Source organism: Ruania alba (assembly GCF_900105765.1).
GTDB lineage: Bacteria > Actinomycetota > Actinomycetes > Actinomycetales > Beutenbergiaceae > Ruania > Ruania alba.
In genome coordinates, this window is record NZ_FNTX01000001.1 from 697,124 (window position 1) to 714,471 (window position 17,348).

General features: G+C 67.7%; 15 protein-coding genes and 1 tRNA gene. 7 read left to right on the forward strand and 9 right to left on the reverse strand.

The window, feature by feature from the left end; translation table 11 throughout:
• Positions 1-7: 7 nt before the first annotated feature.
• Entirely contained in the window at positions 8-484 is a 477-nt protein-coding gene (locus tag BLU77_RS03195; RefSeq protein WP_089771663.1) for a peroxiredoxin, read from the reverse strand.
• A 109-nt stretch (positions 485-593) separates the two neighbouring features.
• Between BLU77_RS03195 and BLU77_RS03200 the strand changes: the two genes are divergently transcribed.
• A tRNA-Lys gene (locus BLU77_RS03200) sits at positions 594-666 on the forward strand.
• 59 nt (positions 667-725) lie between these two features.
• Here BLU77_RS03200 and BLU77_RS03205 read toward each other — a convergent pair.
• From BLU77_RS03205 to BLU77_RS03220, 4 genes are all read right to left on the reverse strand, one after another.
• Positions 726-1,754: a LacI family DNA-binding transcriptional regulator gene (locus tag BLU77_RS03205; RefSeq protein ID WP_089771664.1), complete on the reverse strand. Its 1,029-nt coding sequence runs from the start codon at positions 1,752-1,754 to the stop codon at positions 726-728.
• A gap of 160 nt (positions 1,755-1,914) precedes the next feature.
• Positions 1,915-3,309, reverse strand: coding sequence for an extracellular solute-binding protein (locus tag BLU77_RS03210; protein WP_089771665.1), 1,395 nt, complete (start codon positions 3,307-3,309; stop codon positions 1,915-1,917).
• A gap of 52 nt (positions 3,310-3,361) precedes the next feature.
• Positions 3,362-4,258: a carbohydrate ABC transporter permease gene (locus BLU77_RS03215; protein WP_089771666.1), complete on the reverse strand. Its 897-nt coding sequence runs from the start codon at positions 4,256-4,258 to the stop codon at positions 3,362-3,364.
• Positions 4,255-5,379 (reverse strand): carbohydrate ABC transporter permease, encoded by a 1,125-nt coding sequence (locus tag BLU77_RS03220; protein ID WP_089772940.1) that lies wholly within the window; start codon positions 5,377-5,379, stop codon positions 4,255-4,257. The genes BLU77_RS03215 and BLU77_RS03220 overlap by 4 nt, the downstream gene beginning before the upstream one ends.
• A gap of 161 nt (positions 5,380-5,540) precedes the next feature.
• Here BLU77_RS03220 and BLU77_RS03225 point away from each other — a divergent pair, with 161 nt between their 5' ends.
• A complete protein-coding gene (locus tag BLU77_RS03225) occupies positions 5,541-7,415 on the forward strand; it encodes a glycoside hydrolase family 2 protein (RefSeq protein WP_089771667.1) in 1,875 nt (624 codons plus the stop codon).
• 112 nt (positions 7,416-7,527) lie between these two features.
• On the opposite strand, the gene BLU77_RS03230 is transcribed toward BLU77_RS03225, so the two are convergent.
• Positions 7,528-8,526 carry a diacylglycerol/lipid kinase family protein gene (locus BLU77_RS03230; RefSeq protein ID WP_245708647.1) on the reverse strand — a complete coding sequence of 333 codons (999 nt, stop codon included), beginning with the start codon at positions 8,524-8,526 and terminating at the stop codon, positions 7,528-7,530.
• Between the two features lie 282 nt (positions 8,527-8,808).
• Here BLU77_RS03230 and BLU77_RS03235 point away from each other — a divergent pair, with 282 nt between their 5' ends.
• The 3 genes from BLU77_RS03235 to BLU77_RS03245 all read left to right on the forward strand — a co-directional run bounded on the left by BLU77_RS03235 (position 8,809) and on the right by BLU77_RS03245 (position 12,539).
• Complete coding sequence (locus tag BLU77_RS03235) at positions 8,809-9,858, forward strand: aldo/keto reductase (RefSeq protein ID WP_089772942.1); 1,050 nt, start codon at positions 8,809-8,811, stop codon at positions 9,856-9,858.
• A gap of 58 nt (positions 9,859-9,916) precedes the next feature.
• Positions 9,917-10,870: an ATP-grasp domain-containing protein gene (locus BLU77_RS03240; RefSeq protein WP_089771668.1), complete on the forward strand. Its 954-nt coding sequence runs from the start codon at positions 9,917-9,919 to the stop codon at positions 10,868-10,870.
• Between the two features lie 304 nt (positions 10,871-11,174).
• The gene (locus BLU77_RS03245) at positions 11,175-12,539 is read left to right on the forward strand and encodes an MFS transporter (RefSeq protein ID WP_217632346.1); all 1,365 of its coding nucleotides are present in this window, start codon (positions 11,175-11,177) and stop codon (positions 12,537-12,539) included.
• A gap of 128 nt (positions 12,540-12,667) precedes the next feature.
• Here the strand turns inward: BLU77_RS03245 and BLU77_RS03250 are convergent, their stop codons facing one another.
• Complete coding sequence (locus BLU77_RS03250; protein WP_139177571.1) at positions 12,668-13,567, reverse strand: CPBP family intramembrane glutamic endopeptidase; 900 nt, start codon at positions 13,565-13,567, stop codon at positions 12,668-12,670.
• Positions 13,568-13,588: 21 nt separating this feature from the next.
• Between BLU77_RS03250 and BLU77_RS03255 the strand changes: the two genes are divergently transcribed.
• Positions 13,589-14,242, forward strand: coding sequence for a TetR/AcrR family transcriptional regulator (locus BLU77_RS03255; RefSeq protein ID WP_089771671.1), 654 nt, complete (start codon positions 13,589-13,591; stop codon positions 14,240-14,242).
• Here the strand turns inward: BLU77_RS03255 and BLU77_RS03260 are convergent.
• The gene (locus BLU77_RS03260) at positions 14,232-15,473 is read right to left on the reverse strand and encodes a Glu/Leu/Phe/Val dehydrogenase dimerization domain-containing protein (RefSeq protein ID WP_089772943.1); all 1,242 of its coding nucleotides are present in this window, start codon (positions 15,471-15,473) and stop codon (positions 14,232-14,234) included. The genes BLU77_RS03255 and BLU77_RS03260 overlap by 11 nt on opposite strands.
• A gap of 115 nt (positions 15,474-15,588) precedes the next feature.
• Between BLU77_RS03260 and BLU77_RS03265 the strand changes: the two genes are divergently transcribed.
• Positions 15,589-16,560, forward strand: a complete 972-nt coding sequence (locus BLU77_RS03265; RefSeq protein ID WP_217632347.1) for a LysR family transcriptional regulator — start codon at positions 15,589-15,591, stop codon at positions 16,558-16,560.
• A 254-nt stretch (positions 16,561-16,814) separates the two neighbouring features.
• Here the strand turns inward: BLU77_RS03265 and BLU77_RS03270 are convergent, their stop codons facing one another.
• On the reverse strand, positions 16,815-17,348 hold the full coding sequence (locus BLU77_RS03270; RefSeq protein WP_175476926.1) for an SRPBCC domain-containing protein: 534 nt from the start codon (positions 17,346-17,348) through the stop codon (positions 16,815-16,817).

Here is a 17,348-nt window from a genome sequence, read left to right on the forward strand (position 1 = left end):
GGTGCGGTCAGTCGAGCTTCAGGTCGCGGCGCAGCTTGGCCACGTGCCCGGTGGCCTTCACGTTGTACTGCGCCAGGGAGACGGTCCCGTCGGGTGCCACCACCACCGTGGAGCGGATCACGCCGGTGTAGGTGCGCCCGTAGTTCTTCTTCTCGCCCCACGCACCCCACGGCTCGAGCACGGTGTGCTCAACGTCACTGACCAACGGAAAGGTCAAGGACTCGTTGTCGGTGAACGTCTTCAGCTTCTCCACCGGGTCAGGTGAGACACCCACGACGGCGTATCCGGCCGCCGTGAGGGAGGCGAGCGAGTCGCGGAAGTCGCACGCCTGCGTGGTGCACCCCGGAGTGCTTGCCGCCGGGTAGAAGTACACGATCACGCCATTCTTAGCGGATTCGCGGGCCTGCGCGAGGGAGAAGGAGCCACCGTCGGCGGTGGGCAGGGTGAAGTCCGGCGCGGCCTGGCCGGGCTCGAGACGTGGCATGGAAACCTCCAAAGATCCGGGTGTGCTCCCACCCTATGCGCCCCCTCGTGGGGCCGATCCACCGGTTCGCATCCGAGGCCAGGAGGCTGCTAATATCGCTGACGCGCTAGCACCTCTAGCTCAATTGGTAGAGCAAGTGACTCTTAATCACTGGGTTCCGGGTTCGAGTCCCGGGGGGTGTACCCCAGATCCCCGTCCGGCAGTAGCCGGGCGGGGATCATTGTGTTCGTGACCGGGGTGGCTAGCGGACGGTGGAAGCGCGGACGACAAGCTCGAACGGCACGGTGACGTCGTCCACACGCGGGCTCTGTTCGGTGAGCAGAGTGAGCAGACGGTCGACGGCGGTCGCGGCGATCTCTGTCGTGGCGGGGGCGACCGTGGTGAGCGGGGGTACGGCATATCGTGCGTCGGCGATGTCGTCCCACCCGACGACGGCCACATCGTCGGGGATGCGTCGGCCGGCCTCGTGCAGGGCGCTCATGGCGCCGATAGCGAGGGTGTCGTTGAAGCAGAACAGTGCATCGAAAGGTATCCCGTCGTGGATGAGATTCTGAACGCTCTGGTGGCCGTGCGCTGCGGTCCAGGTCTTGACCGGGACGCGCAGGTCAGGGGGCGCGTCCACGCCGGCATCGCGGAGCGCGTCGAGATATCCTTGGGTACGGCGCAGACCTGTACCGTTGTTGTTCGATATGCGCGGCGTCGCGCCGACCGCTGCGATGCGGGTGCGACCGAGCCCCAGTAGATGCTCCGTCGCGGTGCGCGCGGCGGCGACGTTGTCGATGGAGACATGGACGAACGCGCCCTGCACACGTTGACCGTCCAGCTCGATTCGCTCACCGAGGAGAACTGTCGGCACGCTGTCGCGGGACAGGGCGAGGTCGTCGACGGTGATGGAGATCGGATCGATGATCAGCCCATCGATCATCGCCGAGGGGTAACCGGCCAGGACGCTGAGTTCGCGTGCCCTCGTACCACCGGTCTGCTCGATCAGAAGCACCTTGCCACGTGCCGCCGCTTCTTGCTGGATCAGGTTCGCCAGCTCGGCGAAGTACGGGGCGGCGATCTCGGGCATGGCGAGGGCGATGAGATTCGACTGGCCGCCGCGCAGCTTACGGGCGGTGACGTTGGGCTTGTACCCGAGCATGTCGATGGCACGGAGCACCTTCGCGCGGGTCTCCGGTGTGACGTGGACGTAGTCGTTGACGACGTTGGAGACAGTTCGTTGAGAGACGTTCGCCAGTGCAGCCACGTCGCGCATGCTTGCCGGCATCACGGTTCCCTAGTCGTCGGTATCGGTTGCCTGTCCGGAGAGGATGACCAGGTGATCCTAACGGCGACCTCGTCGTCCAACCGAGCAGGTCTCGGGCACCGGGTGCTCCGGGGCCGGGAGCCGGCGCCGCGGCGGTGACCGTGGCGCCGGCTCCTGAGGGTTAGGAGTTCTGGCCCTCGAGTGTGGACGTGATCTGAGAGTTGCCGTTCGCGAGGGCGTCAGCAATCTCGGTGTCCTGGAACCAGATCGACTCAACTGCCTGAACAGAGACCGTCTCCACAGCGGGCCAGTTCTGGATGTGCGGAAGGGTCTCGGTCGCGTCTGCTGCAGTAGAGGCGTAGTTGGATCGCTGCGGAGCATCCTGGTACTCCGGAGATTCGAGGACGGAGGTTCGGGCAGCGATGTGCCCGGTTCCCAGCGCCCACGCCGCGTTGTTGTCGTACAGGAACGAGATGAACTCGAGGGCTGCACGGTACTTCACCGGGTCCTGGTCCTGCTGCAGCGGGATGGCCCAGGTGTGCTGGTTCGCCCAGCCGTTGGGCTCCCCATAGAGGTTCGGGAACGTGTGTGCTTGGTAGTCGAACGGCGCGGTCTCGACCAATGTGTTGACCACCCAGGTGCCGTTGTACATCATCGCGACCTCGCCGTTGATGAAACTCTGGTTGGCGGAGTCATAGGTCTGGTTGCCGTCGGTGTAACCGCCTTCCACGAGCGCGTTCACGAACTCGATGCCTGTCCTCACCTCCGGGCTGTCGAGGTTGCCGGCGCTGAGGTCCTCGCTCAGGATCGAACTGCCCTGCTGCATGACCATGGAGTTCACGAAGTGCCAGCCGAGGTTGTCGCCGACCCGAGGGATCGCGATGAACTCCTTGCCGGTTGCCTCCTTGACGGTTGCGGCGGCAGCGAGGAACTCCTCCTCCGTGGTGGGCAGTTGCGGGTTGCCGTCCGCGTCGACGAGTCCGGCTTCAGCGAAGATGTCGACGTTCACGTGTGCGAGGGCCGCGTGGTAGTCGAACGGGACGGCGTACGTCGTGCCCTCGGACTGCACGGCTTCCTGCTCGACCGGGAGCGCATCGTCGAGCTCGATGTTCGCTGTCTCGGTGACGTCGTCGAGCGGAAGGAGCAGATTGCGTTGTGCGTAGTCGGGCAGGGTCTGCCCGTGCATGACCGTGACGTCGGGCGGCGTGCCACCGGCGATGGCGGTGTTGAGCTGGTCGTAGAACGAGTCCCATGCAGCACCACCGAGGCGCTCGACGGTGATACCGAACTCGTTCTCGGCATTGAACTGGTTCATCAGCGTGGTGAGCGTGGCGCACTCACCGACGGCGTTGGCCAGATCGACATTGTCGCCGACCTCGTCTTCGCAGTTGCCGAAGAAGTGAGCGAACTGGATGTTCGTGCCATCGAGCTGCTCGCCCGTGACCGCGTTGATGCCGGCGGCGACGTCCTCGCCGCCGCCACCACCGGCGTCGGCTGACGTGGTGCCGCCTGAGCAGCCCGCGAGCAGCAGAGCTGCAGTGGTGAACGCCCCAAGGGCGCCGATTCGAGTTTTCATGGGTGTACTCCTTTGTGCGGTGGATCGGGTAGGGGGGGGGGAAGGTGGTGCGCTACTTCTCTCCGCTGCCGAGGGTGATGCCGCGGATGAGCTGCTTCTGGAAGACGATGAAGACCACGATCAACGGCAGGCTGCCGACCAGGCCTCGTGCCATCAGGTCGCCGAGGTTTGTGGCAGAAGCGAAGTTGGACTGCAGCGAGGCGAGTCCGGTGGTGATGGTGAACCACTCCGGCCGGGTGGAGGCAACAAGCGGCCAGATGTAGTCGTTCCACGTGAGGACGAAGGTGAAGATGGCGAGGGACGCCATGGCAGGGCGAGCCAGCGGCAGCATCACGGCAAAGAATGTGCGCCAGCGTCCTGCGCCGTCGATGCGGGCTGCCTCCTCCAGCTCAGGTGGCACCTTGCTGAAGAACTGGGTCATCAGGAAGACGCCCAGCGGAGCGGCGAGGCGCGGCAGGATCAGCGCGGCGTACGTGTTCTGCCAGTCCAGGCTGGAGATCATCAGGAACAGCGGAACGAACATGGCTTCCTTGGGAACCATCAGTCCAGCCAGGACGATCACGAACACGATCCGGCGCCGGGGGAACGGGATGCGGGCGAACGCGTAACCCGCCATCGCGCAGAACACCACGGTCACCACGGTGGTGACGATGCTGACGACGGCACTGTTGAGGAACCAACGCGGCATGTCGCTGCCCCGCAGCACGGTCAGGAAATTCTCGAACGTCAATGACTGGGGGAACAGGCTCGTGGAGGACCGCTGCAGAACCTCGTTGGGCGTGAGTGCCATCGACGCCATCCAGATCATTGGCAACAGCCACGTGATCGCAGCGACCACGAGCAGAAGGTGGAAGCGCGCTGAGCGGCCTTTCTGCGCCGCCGATCGGGGTCGGTTGCCGATGGCGGCCGGGGCCGGCCGGGTTGTCGTGGTCGGGGTGGATGTGCTCATGAGGTCCTCGCCATCACGCGGAACTGGATGGCGGACACGGCTGCCATCACAACGAACAGGAACACCGAGACCGCTGCGGCGTAACCCAGCTGATAGTTCTTGAAGCCGGTCTCGTAGATGTGCTGGATCAGCACGATGGTGGCGGTGCCTGGGCCGCCTCGGGTCATGATGTAGACCTGCCCGAAGATCTGGAACGACGCGATGAACTGCGTCACGGCAACCAGGATCGTCACGTGCGAGAGCCCTGGCACGGTGACATGGCGGAACCGCTCCCACCAATTCGCTCCGTCGAGCGAGGCTGCCTCGTAGTACGAGGGCTCGATGTCCTGCAGGCCAGCCAGGAAGAGGACCATGTTGAAGCCCACTCCCCACCAGACGCTGGTGACGATGATCGCCGGCATCGCCAGCGCGGGGCTCGAGAGCCACGGGATCCCCTCGAGCCCGAACCACCCGAGGAAGCCGGCGATCAGTCCGCGGTCGGGGTTGAGCAGGTAGCTCCAGATCAACGTCACGGCCGAGATCGGCAACACGTAGGGCAGGAAGAACACGGCGCGATACACGGCACGCCCGCGGCCCTTGGTGTTCACCAGCAGGGCAAGGCCTAGCCCGAGCCCGATGAGCAACGGTGTGGAGACGATGGTGAAGACCAGGGTGTTACGCAGCGAGATCCAGAAAATCTCGTCGTTCCATGAACCACCGGGGCCGGCGTGGATTCCCATGAGCGCCCACAGGACGACACCGGCGGTGAGTACAACCGCCCTGACTCTCGTGGATCGTCTCCGGAGCAGCCACACTCCGCCGGCTGTCAGGGCCAGAACCGCCGCGCGCGCCCCGAGATCGTGCGTGGCGCTCCAGGTGATGCCGGTCCCCCCGAACATCCGCACGTAGTTCTCCAGACCGATGGCCTCGCGGATCGGACTGAGCAGGTCCCAGTTGAACCCGCTCATGTAGATCGCCTGTACGACCGGGCCGAGCAGGAAGATCGCGTACACGACCATGAACGGGGCCAAGAACAGAGCACCGTCGACGATGTTGCGGTCGCGAGTGCGCCTAGGGGCCCGTCGTGGGGTCCGCACCCCCGCGTCGGCGGCCGACGGATCCGCCGCAGAGCGTGTGCTCATCGTCATCCTTGACTCCTTTGCTGCGTAGCAAATCGTGAGCCTATACCTTGACCGATGCTTGCCACTGTGTCAACCGAATTGGTTAAAATTACGCCATTCTGATGGATGACTCATAGATTTGCGCCGTTGCAAAGAAGGGGGGAGTGGTGCATCATGACCGAATGGCACAAGGACAGGTACCCTCGCTCTTCACTGCGGACTACCCGCGCCCCCAGGTCGTCCGCGCGTCGTGGATGAGCCTCGACGGCAGCTGGGAGTTCGGGTATGACGACGACTTCACCGAGGCGTTCCCCGCTCGGCTGGAGCGACAGATCGTCGTGCCATTTCCTCCGGAGTCGCCCGCCTCCGGCGTCGGCGAGCGCGGCTTCCACCCCGTGGTGTGGTACCGACGCACGCTCTCACCCGACGAGCTCGCCACCGCCGGCTGGCGGGCCGACGGCGATCGACTCGTGCTGCACTTCGGCGCAGTCGACTACCGTGCCGACGTCTGGGTGAATGACAGTCTGGCGGGACGGCACGAGGGAGGGCACTCGCCCTTCTCCTTCGACATCACCGACCTGCTCACGACTGATCGTGACGTCGTGATCACCGTCCGCGCGGAGGACGACCCGCTGGATGTCGGCCAACCGCGCGGCAAGCAGGACTGGCAGGAAGAGCCGCATGGGATCTGGTACGAGCGCACCACCGGAATCTGGCAGCCGGTCTGGCTGGAAGCGGTCCCGGTCGAACACATCGGCAGGCTCTCCTGGTCCTCCGACCTGCCGCGTGCCAGCGTCACCCTCGAGCTCGAGCTGGCCAGGCGTCCACACGCTCCCGTGACTGTCGATGTCTCCCTGTCGTACGAGGGCGCCGTTCTCGGTACCGCCCAGTGGCGCACCGGCGAACCGCGTTCCACCCAGGTGATCTCGCTGCCCAGGCAGACCAACGGTCAGGCCTACGAGTCGCTGCTGTGGACACCGGAGTCGCCACGGTTGCTCGAAGCGCTTGTCGAGGTGACAGACGCCTCCGGGCAGGTGGATACCGTCTCCTCCTACCTGGGGTTGCGAAGCGTAGGAACCGACGGCGGGCACTTCGTGCTCAACGATCGGCCCTACTACGTGCGGTCCGTGCTCGGACAGGGTTACTGGCCCGAGAGTCATCTCGCCGCACCGAGCTCCGGTGCGCTCCGTGCGGAAGTGGCGCTGACCAAATCGCTCGGCTTCAACGCCATCCGACTGCACCAGAAGGTCGAGGACCCTCGCTTCCTCATGTGGGCCGACCGACTCGGACTGATGGTCTGGGAAGAGGCGCCGAGCCACTTCGAGTTCTCTTCCACGGCGGTAACCCGGCTCACCAGGGAGTGGAGCGATGTCGTGCTTCGCGACCGTTCCCACCCCTCGATAGTGACCTGGGTGCCTTTGAACGAGAGCTGGGGAGTGCAGCACATCTCCCATGACTTTGCACAGCTCGATTACGCCCAGGCCCTGTATCACCTCACCAAGGCTCTGGACCCCACCCGGCCGGTGATCAGCAACGACGGCTGGGAGCATGCCGAGTCCGACATCATGACGATCCACGACTACGCCATCACCGGGCCGGAGCTGGCTGCGTGCTATACCGATGCGCCGGCGCTCGAGTCTGTGCTGTCGGGCTTGGGGCCGCTGGGGCGCCGTATGCGTCTCCTGGCCTCGGCATCGCGCACCGCACCGGTCATGGTCAGTGAGTTCGGGGGCATCAGCTTTGCCCCGTCCCATGACGATGGCACGGCCTGGGGGTACGGGACTGCCGCCTCCGGCGAGGAGTTCGAGTCGATCGTCCGGGAGCTGTTCACGGCTCTGCAGTCCAGTCCGGTCCTCGCTGGTTTCTGCTACACACAGCTTGTCGACACCCGTCAGGAGTCGAACGGATTGGCAGATGCCCACCGAACCCCGAAACTGGCCCCGGAGGTCATCGCCGCGATCGTGCGCGGCGACACCGTGGACACAAGCGGCCATCGCCGCCCGAGAAAGCCGGCCGAGCAGCCGCACGACATCCCGTGCGGTCAGCCGAACGCCTGACGCATTCAGGAGGCGCGCCTTGACCATACCGCGGCTGACGCCGTCGGAATCAGGGTTCCCTTCCCGGGCCGCGAGGTGGTTCGCAGCGTGCCACCATTTCCCTGCTGGCGTCTCAGCGAGCCCTAGGCCGTCGACGGCGGACCAGAAGCGCCCCCGGACGTAGCGTGATGGTGACGGCGGAGACCAGACCGAAGCTGTCGCCGTCGAGCTGGATGTGCTGGGCCCGGTCGAACCGGGCCGTGAGCGTGCGATCGCGCACGTACTGCATGGCGCGCAGGTCGGGTGCGGCGCGCAGGACCACGCGACCGCCCTCAGTGCGGTGGAGCAGTCCGCCGATGCCGAGCCTGGCCGCCACACGGAACCACTGCCAGAACCCCTTGGGTCGCAGTAGCACCACGTCGAGCAGTCCGTCGTCGGGCTGAGCGTCCGGGAGCAGAAGGATCCCCGCGGTGATCGTGCCGCAGTTTCCGACGATCACCGTGTGCGCGAGGACCGAGCGTTCCTTGGCATCGCCCACCCGGAAATGCATCTCAAACTGCTCGTTGCCGAGCACCGACCGGCTGATCGGCTCGGTGTAGGCGAGCCACCCGATCCGCTTCTTCAGCACCATGTTCGTGTCGTTCGCCATGCGCGCGTCCAGACCGACGCCGGTCATCACGAGGAACACCTGGGTGCCCACCCGGCCGTCCCGGTGGGTGAGCTCGGCGACGCCAACGTCGATCGGGTGGGCGGACCCGGTGAACGCGGTGCGCACCGCCGTCTCGATACTGCCCATCAGGTCGAGGTTGCGGGCCAGGAGGTTCCCGGTGCCCGCGGGGACCACGGCCACCGGGGTTCCGCTCGAGTGCACGACCTCGGCGACCGCGCGGACCGTGCCGTCACCGCCGGCCACGATGATGACAGTCGGGTCGTGCGCCAGGGCCGTGCGCGCGACCTCCTGCCCGGGGTCATCGGCGGAGGTCTCGAGCCACACCGACCGGCGCCAGCCGCCCGCCTGCTCCTCGGCTACGACGGCCGATCTCAGCCGCACCGCATCCACCTTCACCGGATTGACGATGAGCACCGCTCGGCGCTCGCTCGGAGCATGCTGCTCACGGCGCTGTCCTGGCACGCACACCACCCCTCGGACCTGTGCCGTTCAAGCCGGCCCGCTCGCGTGGGCGCGGACCGACCTTGATGACCATGATCCCATCACCCCTCCCCGACGCCGGCCGACCTAGGACTCATGATCTGAGTTTCTGAGATTGAACAGATATTGCTGTTGGACTTGTGGGTGATGGCGGTTCTATCGTCGAGGCGGTCGGTGGCTCGGATCCGTCTGCGCACCCGCGTCGCCGGACTTGCGCCGATCGCGCGCCACTCACCGCCGAGCACACCCGAGGAGATCCTCCGCATGACCGCCACCGGAATCACTCCCTACCGCACCCTGGGCCGAAGCGGAGCCGTCGTCTTCGAACAGGCGCTGGGAACCATGACCTTCGGCAAGGAGGCCGACGAGGCGACCTCGCACGCCCTCATCGACGCCTACCTGGCCGCCGGCGGCAACTTCCTCGACACCGCCGACGTCTACAGCCAGGGCGCCAGCGAGGAGATCATCGGGCGCTGGCTCGCTGCACACCCCACTGAGGCTCAGCAGGTGGTCATCGCGACCAAGGGCAGGTTCCCGATGGGCACCGGACCGAACGACCTGGGCACCTCGCGCCGTCACCTGCGCACGGCACTCGACGACTCCCTGCGCCGCCTCGGCGTGGAGCACATCGACCTCTACCAGCTGCACGCCTGGGACGCCCTCACGCCGCTGGAGGAGACGCTGCGCTTCCTCGACGACGCCGTCTCGGCTGGCAAGATCGGCTATTACGGCTCCTCCAACTTCACCGGCTGGCAGCTCACCAAGGCCGTGCACGTGGCCGAACGGCACGGGTGGGCCCTCCCGGCAACCCTGCAGCCGCAGTACAGCCTGCTGGTCCGCGGTATCGAGCACGAGATCGTGCCCGCGTCGCTGGACGCCGGGATCGGCCTGCTGCCCTGGTCGCCCCTGGGCGGTGGCTGGCTCAGCGGCAAGTACGAGCGCGATGTGCCACCGACCGGCGCCACCCGCCTCGGCGAGAACCCGCAGCGGGGCATGGAGGCCTGGCGCAAGCGCAACGACAGTGAACGCACCTGGCAGGTGCTGAACGCCGTCGCCGAGATCGCCGCCGCCCACGGCGCGAGCCCGTCGCAGGTCTCGCTTGCCTGGCTCGGCGCCCAGCCCGGCGTCACCTCGGTGATCCTCGGCGCTCGCTCGCTCGAGCAGCTCCAGGACAACCTCGGCGCCGTGCAGCTGCAGCTGACCGCGGACGAACTCACCCGCCTCACCGAGGCGAGCGCGCCCGAGGCGGAGGACTATCCCTATGGCGCACCCGGCGCGGCGCAGCGCCATCGCAAGATCGAGGGTGGCCGCTGAGCCTCACTCGGGCGACGAGCAGCACCGGCGTCGGGCCGAGGTTTAGTACGGTTTCACCGTGACCACCACACCTGACGCCGGCGCACGGCTCGCCCTCGTGACCTGCTCCGACCTGCCCGACCTGGACCCTGAGGACGCTCCACTGATCGGCGCTCTCGCCGAGCGGGAGGTGGCCGCCGACGTCGTCGTGTGGGACGACCCGGAGGTGGACTGGTCGGTCTACGACCTAGTGGTGCTCCGCTCGGTGTGGGACTACACCTCCCAGCGCAAGAAGTTCCTGCGGTGGGCCGGTTCTGTGCCGCGCCTGGTGAACCCGCCGAACGTGGTGCGCTGGAACATCGACAAGCACTACCTGCAGGCCCTGGAGGACCACGGGTTGCCGGTGGTGCAGACCACCTGGCTCGAGCCGCACCACGGCTACGACAAGCGCGGACTGCACAACCGCTTCCCGGCGCGCGAGGACTTCGTCATCAAGCCCGCCGTCGCGGCAGGGTCCGAGGGTGCCGGCCGGTACACGGCCACGAACGCGAACTCCCGCCGGTACGCCATCGAGCACGCCAAGCGACTCATCGACGACGGGCACAGCGTGATGGTCCAGCGGTACATGCCGGAGGTGGACTCGCACGGCGAGATTGCGCTGGTCTTCTTCCACGGCACCTTCTCGCACGCGATGCGCAAGGGCGCCATGCTCACCGGCATCGACGACCCGAACGCCTTCCAGGTGGAGGAGATGGAGGCCTACAAGGCCACCCACGCCGAGATCGAGGCCGCGCAGCAAGCACTCGCGTTCGCCCGCGCTCGGATCCCCGGCCGGAACATCTCCAGCAGGCCGCTGCCGTACGCCCGCGTGGACCTGATTCCTTCCGGGCGTACTCCCGTGGTGATGGAGCTCGAGCTCGTCGACCCTGCCCTGCACTGCACCCTCGGCCGCGACGCGATGGCCCGGTTCGCGGACTCCCTCGCCGCCGAGATCCGGATGGGGCCGGACTCGAACAACATCGATCTCGCCTGATGGTCTGTGCCCGGTGCGCTAGGACCTCGCGCGAATAGGAGCACGGGCATGGAGGCACCGGTTCCCGCTGTTAGCATGTGCACCATGTCAGCCGCTTCGTGCTCGGCCGCTTGTGCGGCAGTGACCAGGACGTCCCGCTAGCGGCGGGACGTCCGGCTCTCAGCACTACCTCACCCTGGAACGTCCAGTCGCTTCGTGATCCATCCGGAGCGGCCCTTTGTGCTGCTCGTCATTCTTCAGAGCGACGGAGCAATCGATGCGTTCAGGCATTTCCCCTTCTACCCGCGTGCACAGTCCTACCCCTGTGCGCGCATGGCTCGTGCTGTGCGCGATGTCCATGCTGCAGTTCTTCATCGCGGTCGACGTGACCGTGGTCAACATCGCGCTGCCCTCGATCGGCGCGGATTTCGGCGTCGAAGGCCACTCCCTGACCTGGGTCGTGGTCGGCTACACCATTACCGGCGGCGGCCTGCTGATGCTCGGCGGCCGGCTCGGTGACCTTCTCGGCCGCCGCCACACCCTGCTGGTCGGCACGACTCTCTTCGGCGCGGCTTCCCTGCTGGCGGGCCTGGCCCCGTCCTTCCCGGTCCTGGTCGCCGCGCGCCTGCTCCAGGGTGCCGGCGAGGCCATCGCGCTACCCGCGGCGATGGCGACCATCGTGCTGCTCTTCCCGGAAGGCCCGCGCCGGTCGCGCGCCTTGAGCGTGTGGGCGGCCGTGGCCAGTTGCGGACTGGTTCTCGGGTTCGCCTTGTCGGGGATCATCACTGCGCACCTGGGCTGGCGCTGGATCTTCCTGATCTCGGTGCCGTTCATCCTGGTCGTGATCGTGGCCACGCTCCTCCTGGTCCCGGCCGACCGGCCGGTACCCCGCGAGCGGGTCCGCCTCGATCTCCCGGGCTCGTTCTTGCTGACAGCGTGCCCGTTGCTGTTCGTCTACGCCGCGGTCGAAGCGGGCGAGCCGGGGACCGCTCCGTGGGTGAGTGTGGCCGCGCTGGTCGGCGCGGTGCTGGCCGCCGTCGGGTTCGTGCGGGTCGAGTCGCGGTCGCCGAACCCGCTGGTCCCGCTGACGTTCTTCGCGGACCGCGCTCGGCTGCGGGCGAACCTGACGACGATGCTGCTCAGCGGTGCGTTGTCGACCTCGTTCCTGCTGTTCACCTTCTACCTGCAGGACAGGCTCGGTATCGGGCCACTGGGGGCGGGCCTGACGATGCTGCCCCTGGCCGTAGCGCTGATCGCGGCATCGGTGCTCGTGCCCCGACTGTTGGGACGCTGGGGCGCACGGGTGTGCGTGCTGGTCGGGCTCGCGGCCGCTGCGGGCGCGATGGCGGTGGTCGCGTTCGTGGCCGTCCTGGGCGGCGGGGCGGCATGGCTGCTCCCGGCGATGCTGCTGATCGCAGCGGGCATGGGCTTCGGAATCGTGGGTCTGCAGTACATCGCGGTCAGCGGGACCACCGACGAGGACGCCGGGATCGCCTCCGGGGTCCAGCGAGCAGCAGACCAGCTCGGTGGAGCAAGCGGTGTGGCCATCTACGTAGGTCTCGGGTTCGCCCCGGCCCTGCACGCCGGTGACCCGTTCGTCATCGCGGCGGTACTCGCCGTCGCCGGGCTGATCGTCGGTGCGATGGTCATCTCCCGCTCGCCGGGCACCGTGGAGGGGCAGGCCGGGTAGTCGAGCAGGCTAGCCGCGCCCATGCGACTGCGGCGCGGCAGCCTCGCCGTTCGCTCCGGCGGCGACGATCGGAAGATCACGTGCCGACACTCTGCATCAGACGGTGCGGGAAGATTCCAGGAGAGCCGTCATTCGGCGCGGAGCCCCGGGCGACCGCTGGAGCGCGCCACGAGCCCTACGGCGACGACGATCGCCGCACCCCACACCACCCAGCTGACGGCGTTGTGCAGCCAGTAGGCACCCGCACCGAGGTCAGCGGTGGGGATGATGAAGTTCGCGTAGGCGTACACCAGGACCGTGTTCAGCAGTGCGTGCCCGAGCACGGCCGGCCACACTGAGCCCGAGAGGTATCGGACGGCGCTGAGCACGAACGCCGAGAGGAACAGGTTCACCGTGGTGGCCAGCACCTCACGGCCGGGGATCGCGCCGTCGAGGAGGTAGGTCGCCGTCAGCGGCAGGTGCCACAACGACCACAGGGCCGCGATCGCCCCGCTCGCCCGCCAGAAACCCCAGGGCGCCAGCAGGGTGGCCAGATACCCACGCCAGGCGACTTCCTCGCCCACGGTCAGGATCATGGTGACCGCCACCAGGGGCGCGATCATCAGCGCGGCTGAACCTGCGCCGTCGGCAATCGTGAACTCTTCCGCCCCGACCAGCACAGACCCCGCGATGGTGACCACCGGCACGGCGACCAGCATCACGAGGATCAGCCCGCTGGTCCGTGCGATCGGACCGAACGGCCGCACCGGGGTGAGGGCGGACTGGCGCAGGAAGGATGTCCCACGGCGGGTGGCCAGGTGCACCCCGAGCATCACCAGCAGCGGCAACCACTGCAGCGCCGGGGTGATGGTGACCAGCAGGTCGGTGCTCGTGCCGCCGAACCAGAACGGGATCATGATCACCGCGGTGACGGCCAGCAGCGCCGCGGTGAACCAGCCCACGGCCCGCATCGACTCCCGCGGCAGGCGCCCGTCCGGGCGGAATGGGAGGGGGATCTCGGCCATATTTGTACGGCGTACAGATGCCATGGTCAGCACTATACTTTGTTGATGCCACAGCGCCGCAACCGGGGTCCTCGCGGGGACCTCAGCCTGGAGCGCGTGCTGGCCGTGGGGGAGGAGTTGCTCGCCGCCGGCGACCCCGACCGGGTGAGCATCCGGGCGGTCGCAGCCGGCCTCGATGTCGCCCCGAACGCCCTCTACACCTACGTCTCCTCCAAGGGCGAGCTGCACCAACGCCTCGCCGACCGGGGGCTCGCCCGGCTCGAGCTGGGCGTCCTCGAGGCCGCCGGGGCGCCGGGGGAGCGGCTGCGCACGTTCGCCCTCGCTGCGCGCCGGGCCCTGCTGAACGACCCGGGCGTGCTGCGTATCCTGGCCACCACGCCGGTGCGCGGGCCGGCCGCGGTGGCCCTGAGCGAGGCGTTGCTGCGCACCTGTTCCGACGGCGGACTGAGCCTCGGTCAGGCCAGTCGCCTCACGTATGCCCTCACCGTGTTCCTGTACGGCTACCTGTTCGTCGAGATCGGTGATCGGGAGCGCAGTCAGGAGCCGGAACCGTTCGACGTGGACCTCGCCTCGGTGCCGCTGACCGCCCGGATGGCCCAGCTGCCGTGGGATCCCGCGGAGGAGTTCGAGCGGGCCGTCGAGACGCTCCTCGCCGGGTACGGGCTGCCGGCGGGCGCGAGGGGCCAGATCAGGGAATGACGGCGTCCGGCCGGTTGTCCATCGCTGCCCGGTTGGCTGAGGCGATGCTCCAGGCCGTCTCGCGCGGCGACGTTCCGGTGCGCAGGGAATCCTCGAGCAGGCGTGCCACCTTGGTGCGCATCTCGGTGTAGAGCCGATCGAAGGACTCGGCAGGGTCGCTGCCCACCCATCCGAACAGCAGCCACCAGGCCCAGGCAGCGGCGCCGGTGTTGGCCACGACGTCGGGGATCACCATCACGTCGCGCTTGGCGAGCAGTGCCTCGGCCTCGCGGGTGACGCCGGTGTTGGCGGCCTCCACGATCACGGCGGCGGCGACGTCGTCGACGTTGGCCGGGGTGATCGCGTAGGAGATCGCTGCCGGGACGAGGATGTCCGCCTCGACGGCCAGCACCGCCTCGCGGGGGAGCTGGGTGATCGTAGCGGGTACCCGGGTGCGGTCGATCGTGCCGTAGTCATCGCGCAGGTCGAGCAAGGTGGGCACGTCCAGCCCGTTCGGGTCGTACAGGGTGCCGACGGCGTCGGCCATCGCCACCACGTGCACGCCCGCCTCGTGCAGGTAGAACGCGGCGGCGCCGCCCATCGTGCCGACGCCCTGGATCGCGACCTCCGGCTGCAGCCAGGCGCGTGTCTCGAAGACACCGAGGCAGGCCTGCGCCACGCCGTACCCGCCGATCACGTCACCGAGGACGCATCCGTCGTCGGTGATGATGTCGAGGCCGGTGCGTACCCGCTCGAGGGTGGCTGCGGGGTTGACCGAGCGCTGGATCGCTGCGTGGAAGGACTGGCCCAGCCCGACGGCGGCGAATGCCTCGTCGATGCGCTGCTGCGTGACGCCGAGGTCCTCGGCGGTGACCCAGTGGGCGTCCAGCCACGGCTTCATGTGGGCGAAGAAGCGCTCCAGCACCCCGGTCGCGCGGGGGTCCTGCGGGTCGAAGTCGATCCCGCCCTTCGCTCCGCCGACCGGCAGGCCGAAGACGGCCGTCTTGGCGGCCATCCCGCGAGCCAGATCCTCCACCTCCGAGAGCGTGCAGCCGGGGCGCATCCGGGTGCCGCCGGTGGCCAGTCCGGAGACGAGCGTCTGGACGACGAGATAACCGCGCGCGCCGGTGACCGGGTCGGTCCAGTGGACCCGCCGGTACGGTTCGGTTGTCGGCTCGACGTGCTTGATCGACGAGCCGGAGCGGCCGTCGTCGGCGGGTGTGTTCTGCCACCGTGTGTCGAGAGTCGTCATCACGATCACCTCCTGCTGGTTGCCTACGAGGTCTCGGGGGAGAGCGCCTGACGGCGTCCCTCATCTGGTGTCTTCAGAGTGCGGCCTGGGTGCTGTGCGCGTCTAGCAACGGTTCATGCACAGATCCGTTCAGTTCTGCTTCACAGTGCGTACCCTGGCGATCATGGAGCTGTCCCTGCGCCGATTGCGGATGCTGCGCGAACTACATCGCCGCGGCACCGTGACCGGTGCGGCAGCGAGCCTGCACTACAGCCCGTCGGCGGTGTCCCAGCAGCTGGCGCAACTCGAACGGGAGGTAGGGGCGACCCTCTTCGAGCGAATGGGGCGCAGGATCCGGCTCACCGAGCTGGGGGTGTTGCTCACCGAGCACGCCGAGGACATCCTCGACTCCGTCGAACGCGCCGAGATGGCACTCGAGCATGCCCAGGGCGGCGTGGTCTCCCGCCTCGAAGGGGGAGTGTGGGCGTCGGTGGCATCGGGTCTGCTGCCGGCCGCGCTGGCGAAGCTCGCCGAGGAGCATCCGGGCATCGAGGTGCGCACCATCGAGCTCGCACCCGAAGACACTGCGGGGGCTGTGCTGGACGGGTCCCTCGACTTCTCCTTCGTGATCGACTACTCCGACTATGCGATGCCGTGGGATCCCGCACTGGTGCGGGAGGTGATCGCGGTGGAACGACTGCACGGGGCAGTGCCGACAGGCTCGATGCTCGAACCCACGGTGGCTCTGGCCGCGCTCGCCGACCAACGCTGGGTGCTGGCCGGTGGCAAGTCTCACTTCGGGCGTGCGGTGCGGATCGCCTGCCGCCGGAACGGGTTCGAACCGCGCATCGTGCACCAGGTGGAGGAGCAGTCCACGGCGCTTGCGATGGTCGCCGGGGGCCTCGGAGTGACGCTCGTCTCCGACCTCGTGCTGGACTCGGTCCCTGAGGGCGTCGACATCGTGGCGCTCACCGAGCCGGTGCTGCGCACCGTCTCCCTCGCGCACCGGGCCACGAACCCGACCCGTCGGTCGCTCGAGCTGGTGATCGATGCCGTGCGGACCGCTGCGGCGGAGCGGGGGCTGGCGGCGAGCTCGACGCCACCGTGACATGCGTTTGTACGCCGCCACGGATTGGCTCAGTCGGCACGGTGCCAGATATGGCTTGTGCCAGATCGACGGCAGCGACAACTGGCACTTCGAACTGCACCCGGATGCTACGCGACACGGGTGCCCGCCGATGTATACCGATCCCACCAAGGGTCCCCGGCTCCGGTGATACACGAGGGTGGCCTGAGTGTCACGGATTGGCCCCCAATGTTAAGTGGTCGTTGCGACACTCAGGCCCCCGTGAGGCGCCATGATCAGAGAGCGGCGGCGTACCTCGTCTCGAGCGCTGCGGTGCGCTCGGCGTCGAACAGGTCGGCCCGGTCCTCGTGCACGTGAGCCACCAGTGCGTCGATACACAGGTGGTACCCGGTGGCCGTGCTGGCGAACCCCCGTGGGGCCGGCTTCTCGGCACGCACGGTCAGGGTCAGCAGGGTCCCAGCACCGTCTGGAATCAGATCGAATCGGAGCTGTTCGGTCTCCCAGGTGAACTCGAACGTGTGCGGAGGGTCCCACGTCAGCAGCCGACCCGGAAGGCTGGCGTCGTCGAGATCGAGACCAGCCGCTTCGATCTCGGAGCCGGCCTGCTCGATCGACTCGGGCCAGAAGGTGATCGTCAGTTCGGCTCCCGCCGTCCGCTCGCCGATGATGTCCGCCGGGAACCAGTGGCGTAGGTGCTCTGACTCGGTGATCGCGCGCCACACCGTCTCGCGCGGGTGAGTCAGCGTGCGTTGATAGCGGAGCACCACGATCTCACCGTCGCGGGTGACTTCTCCCAGTGATTCAGGCAT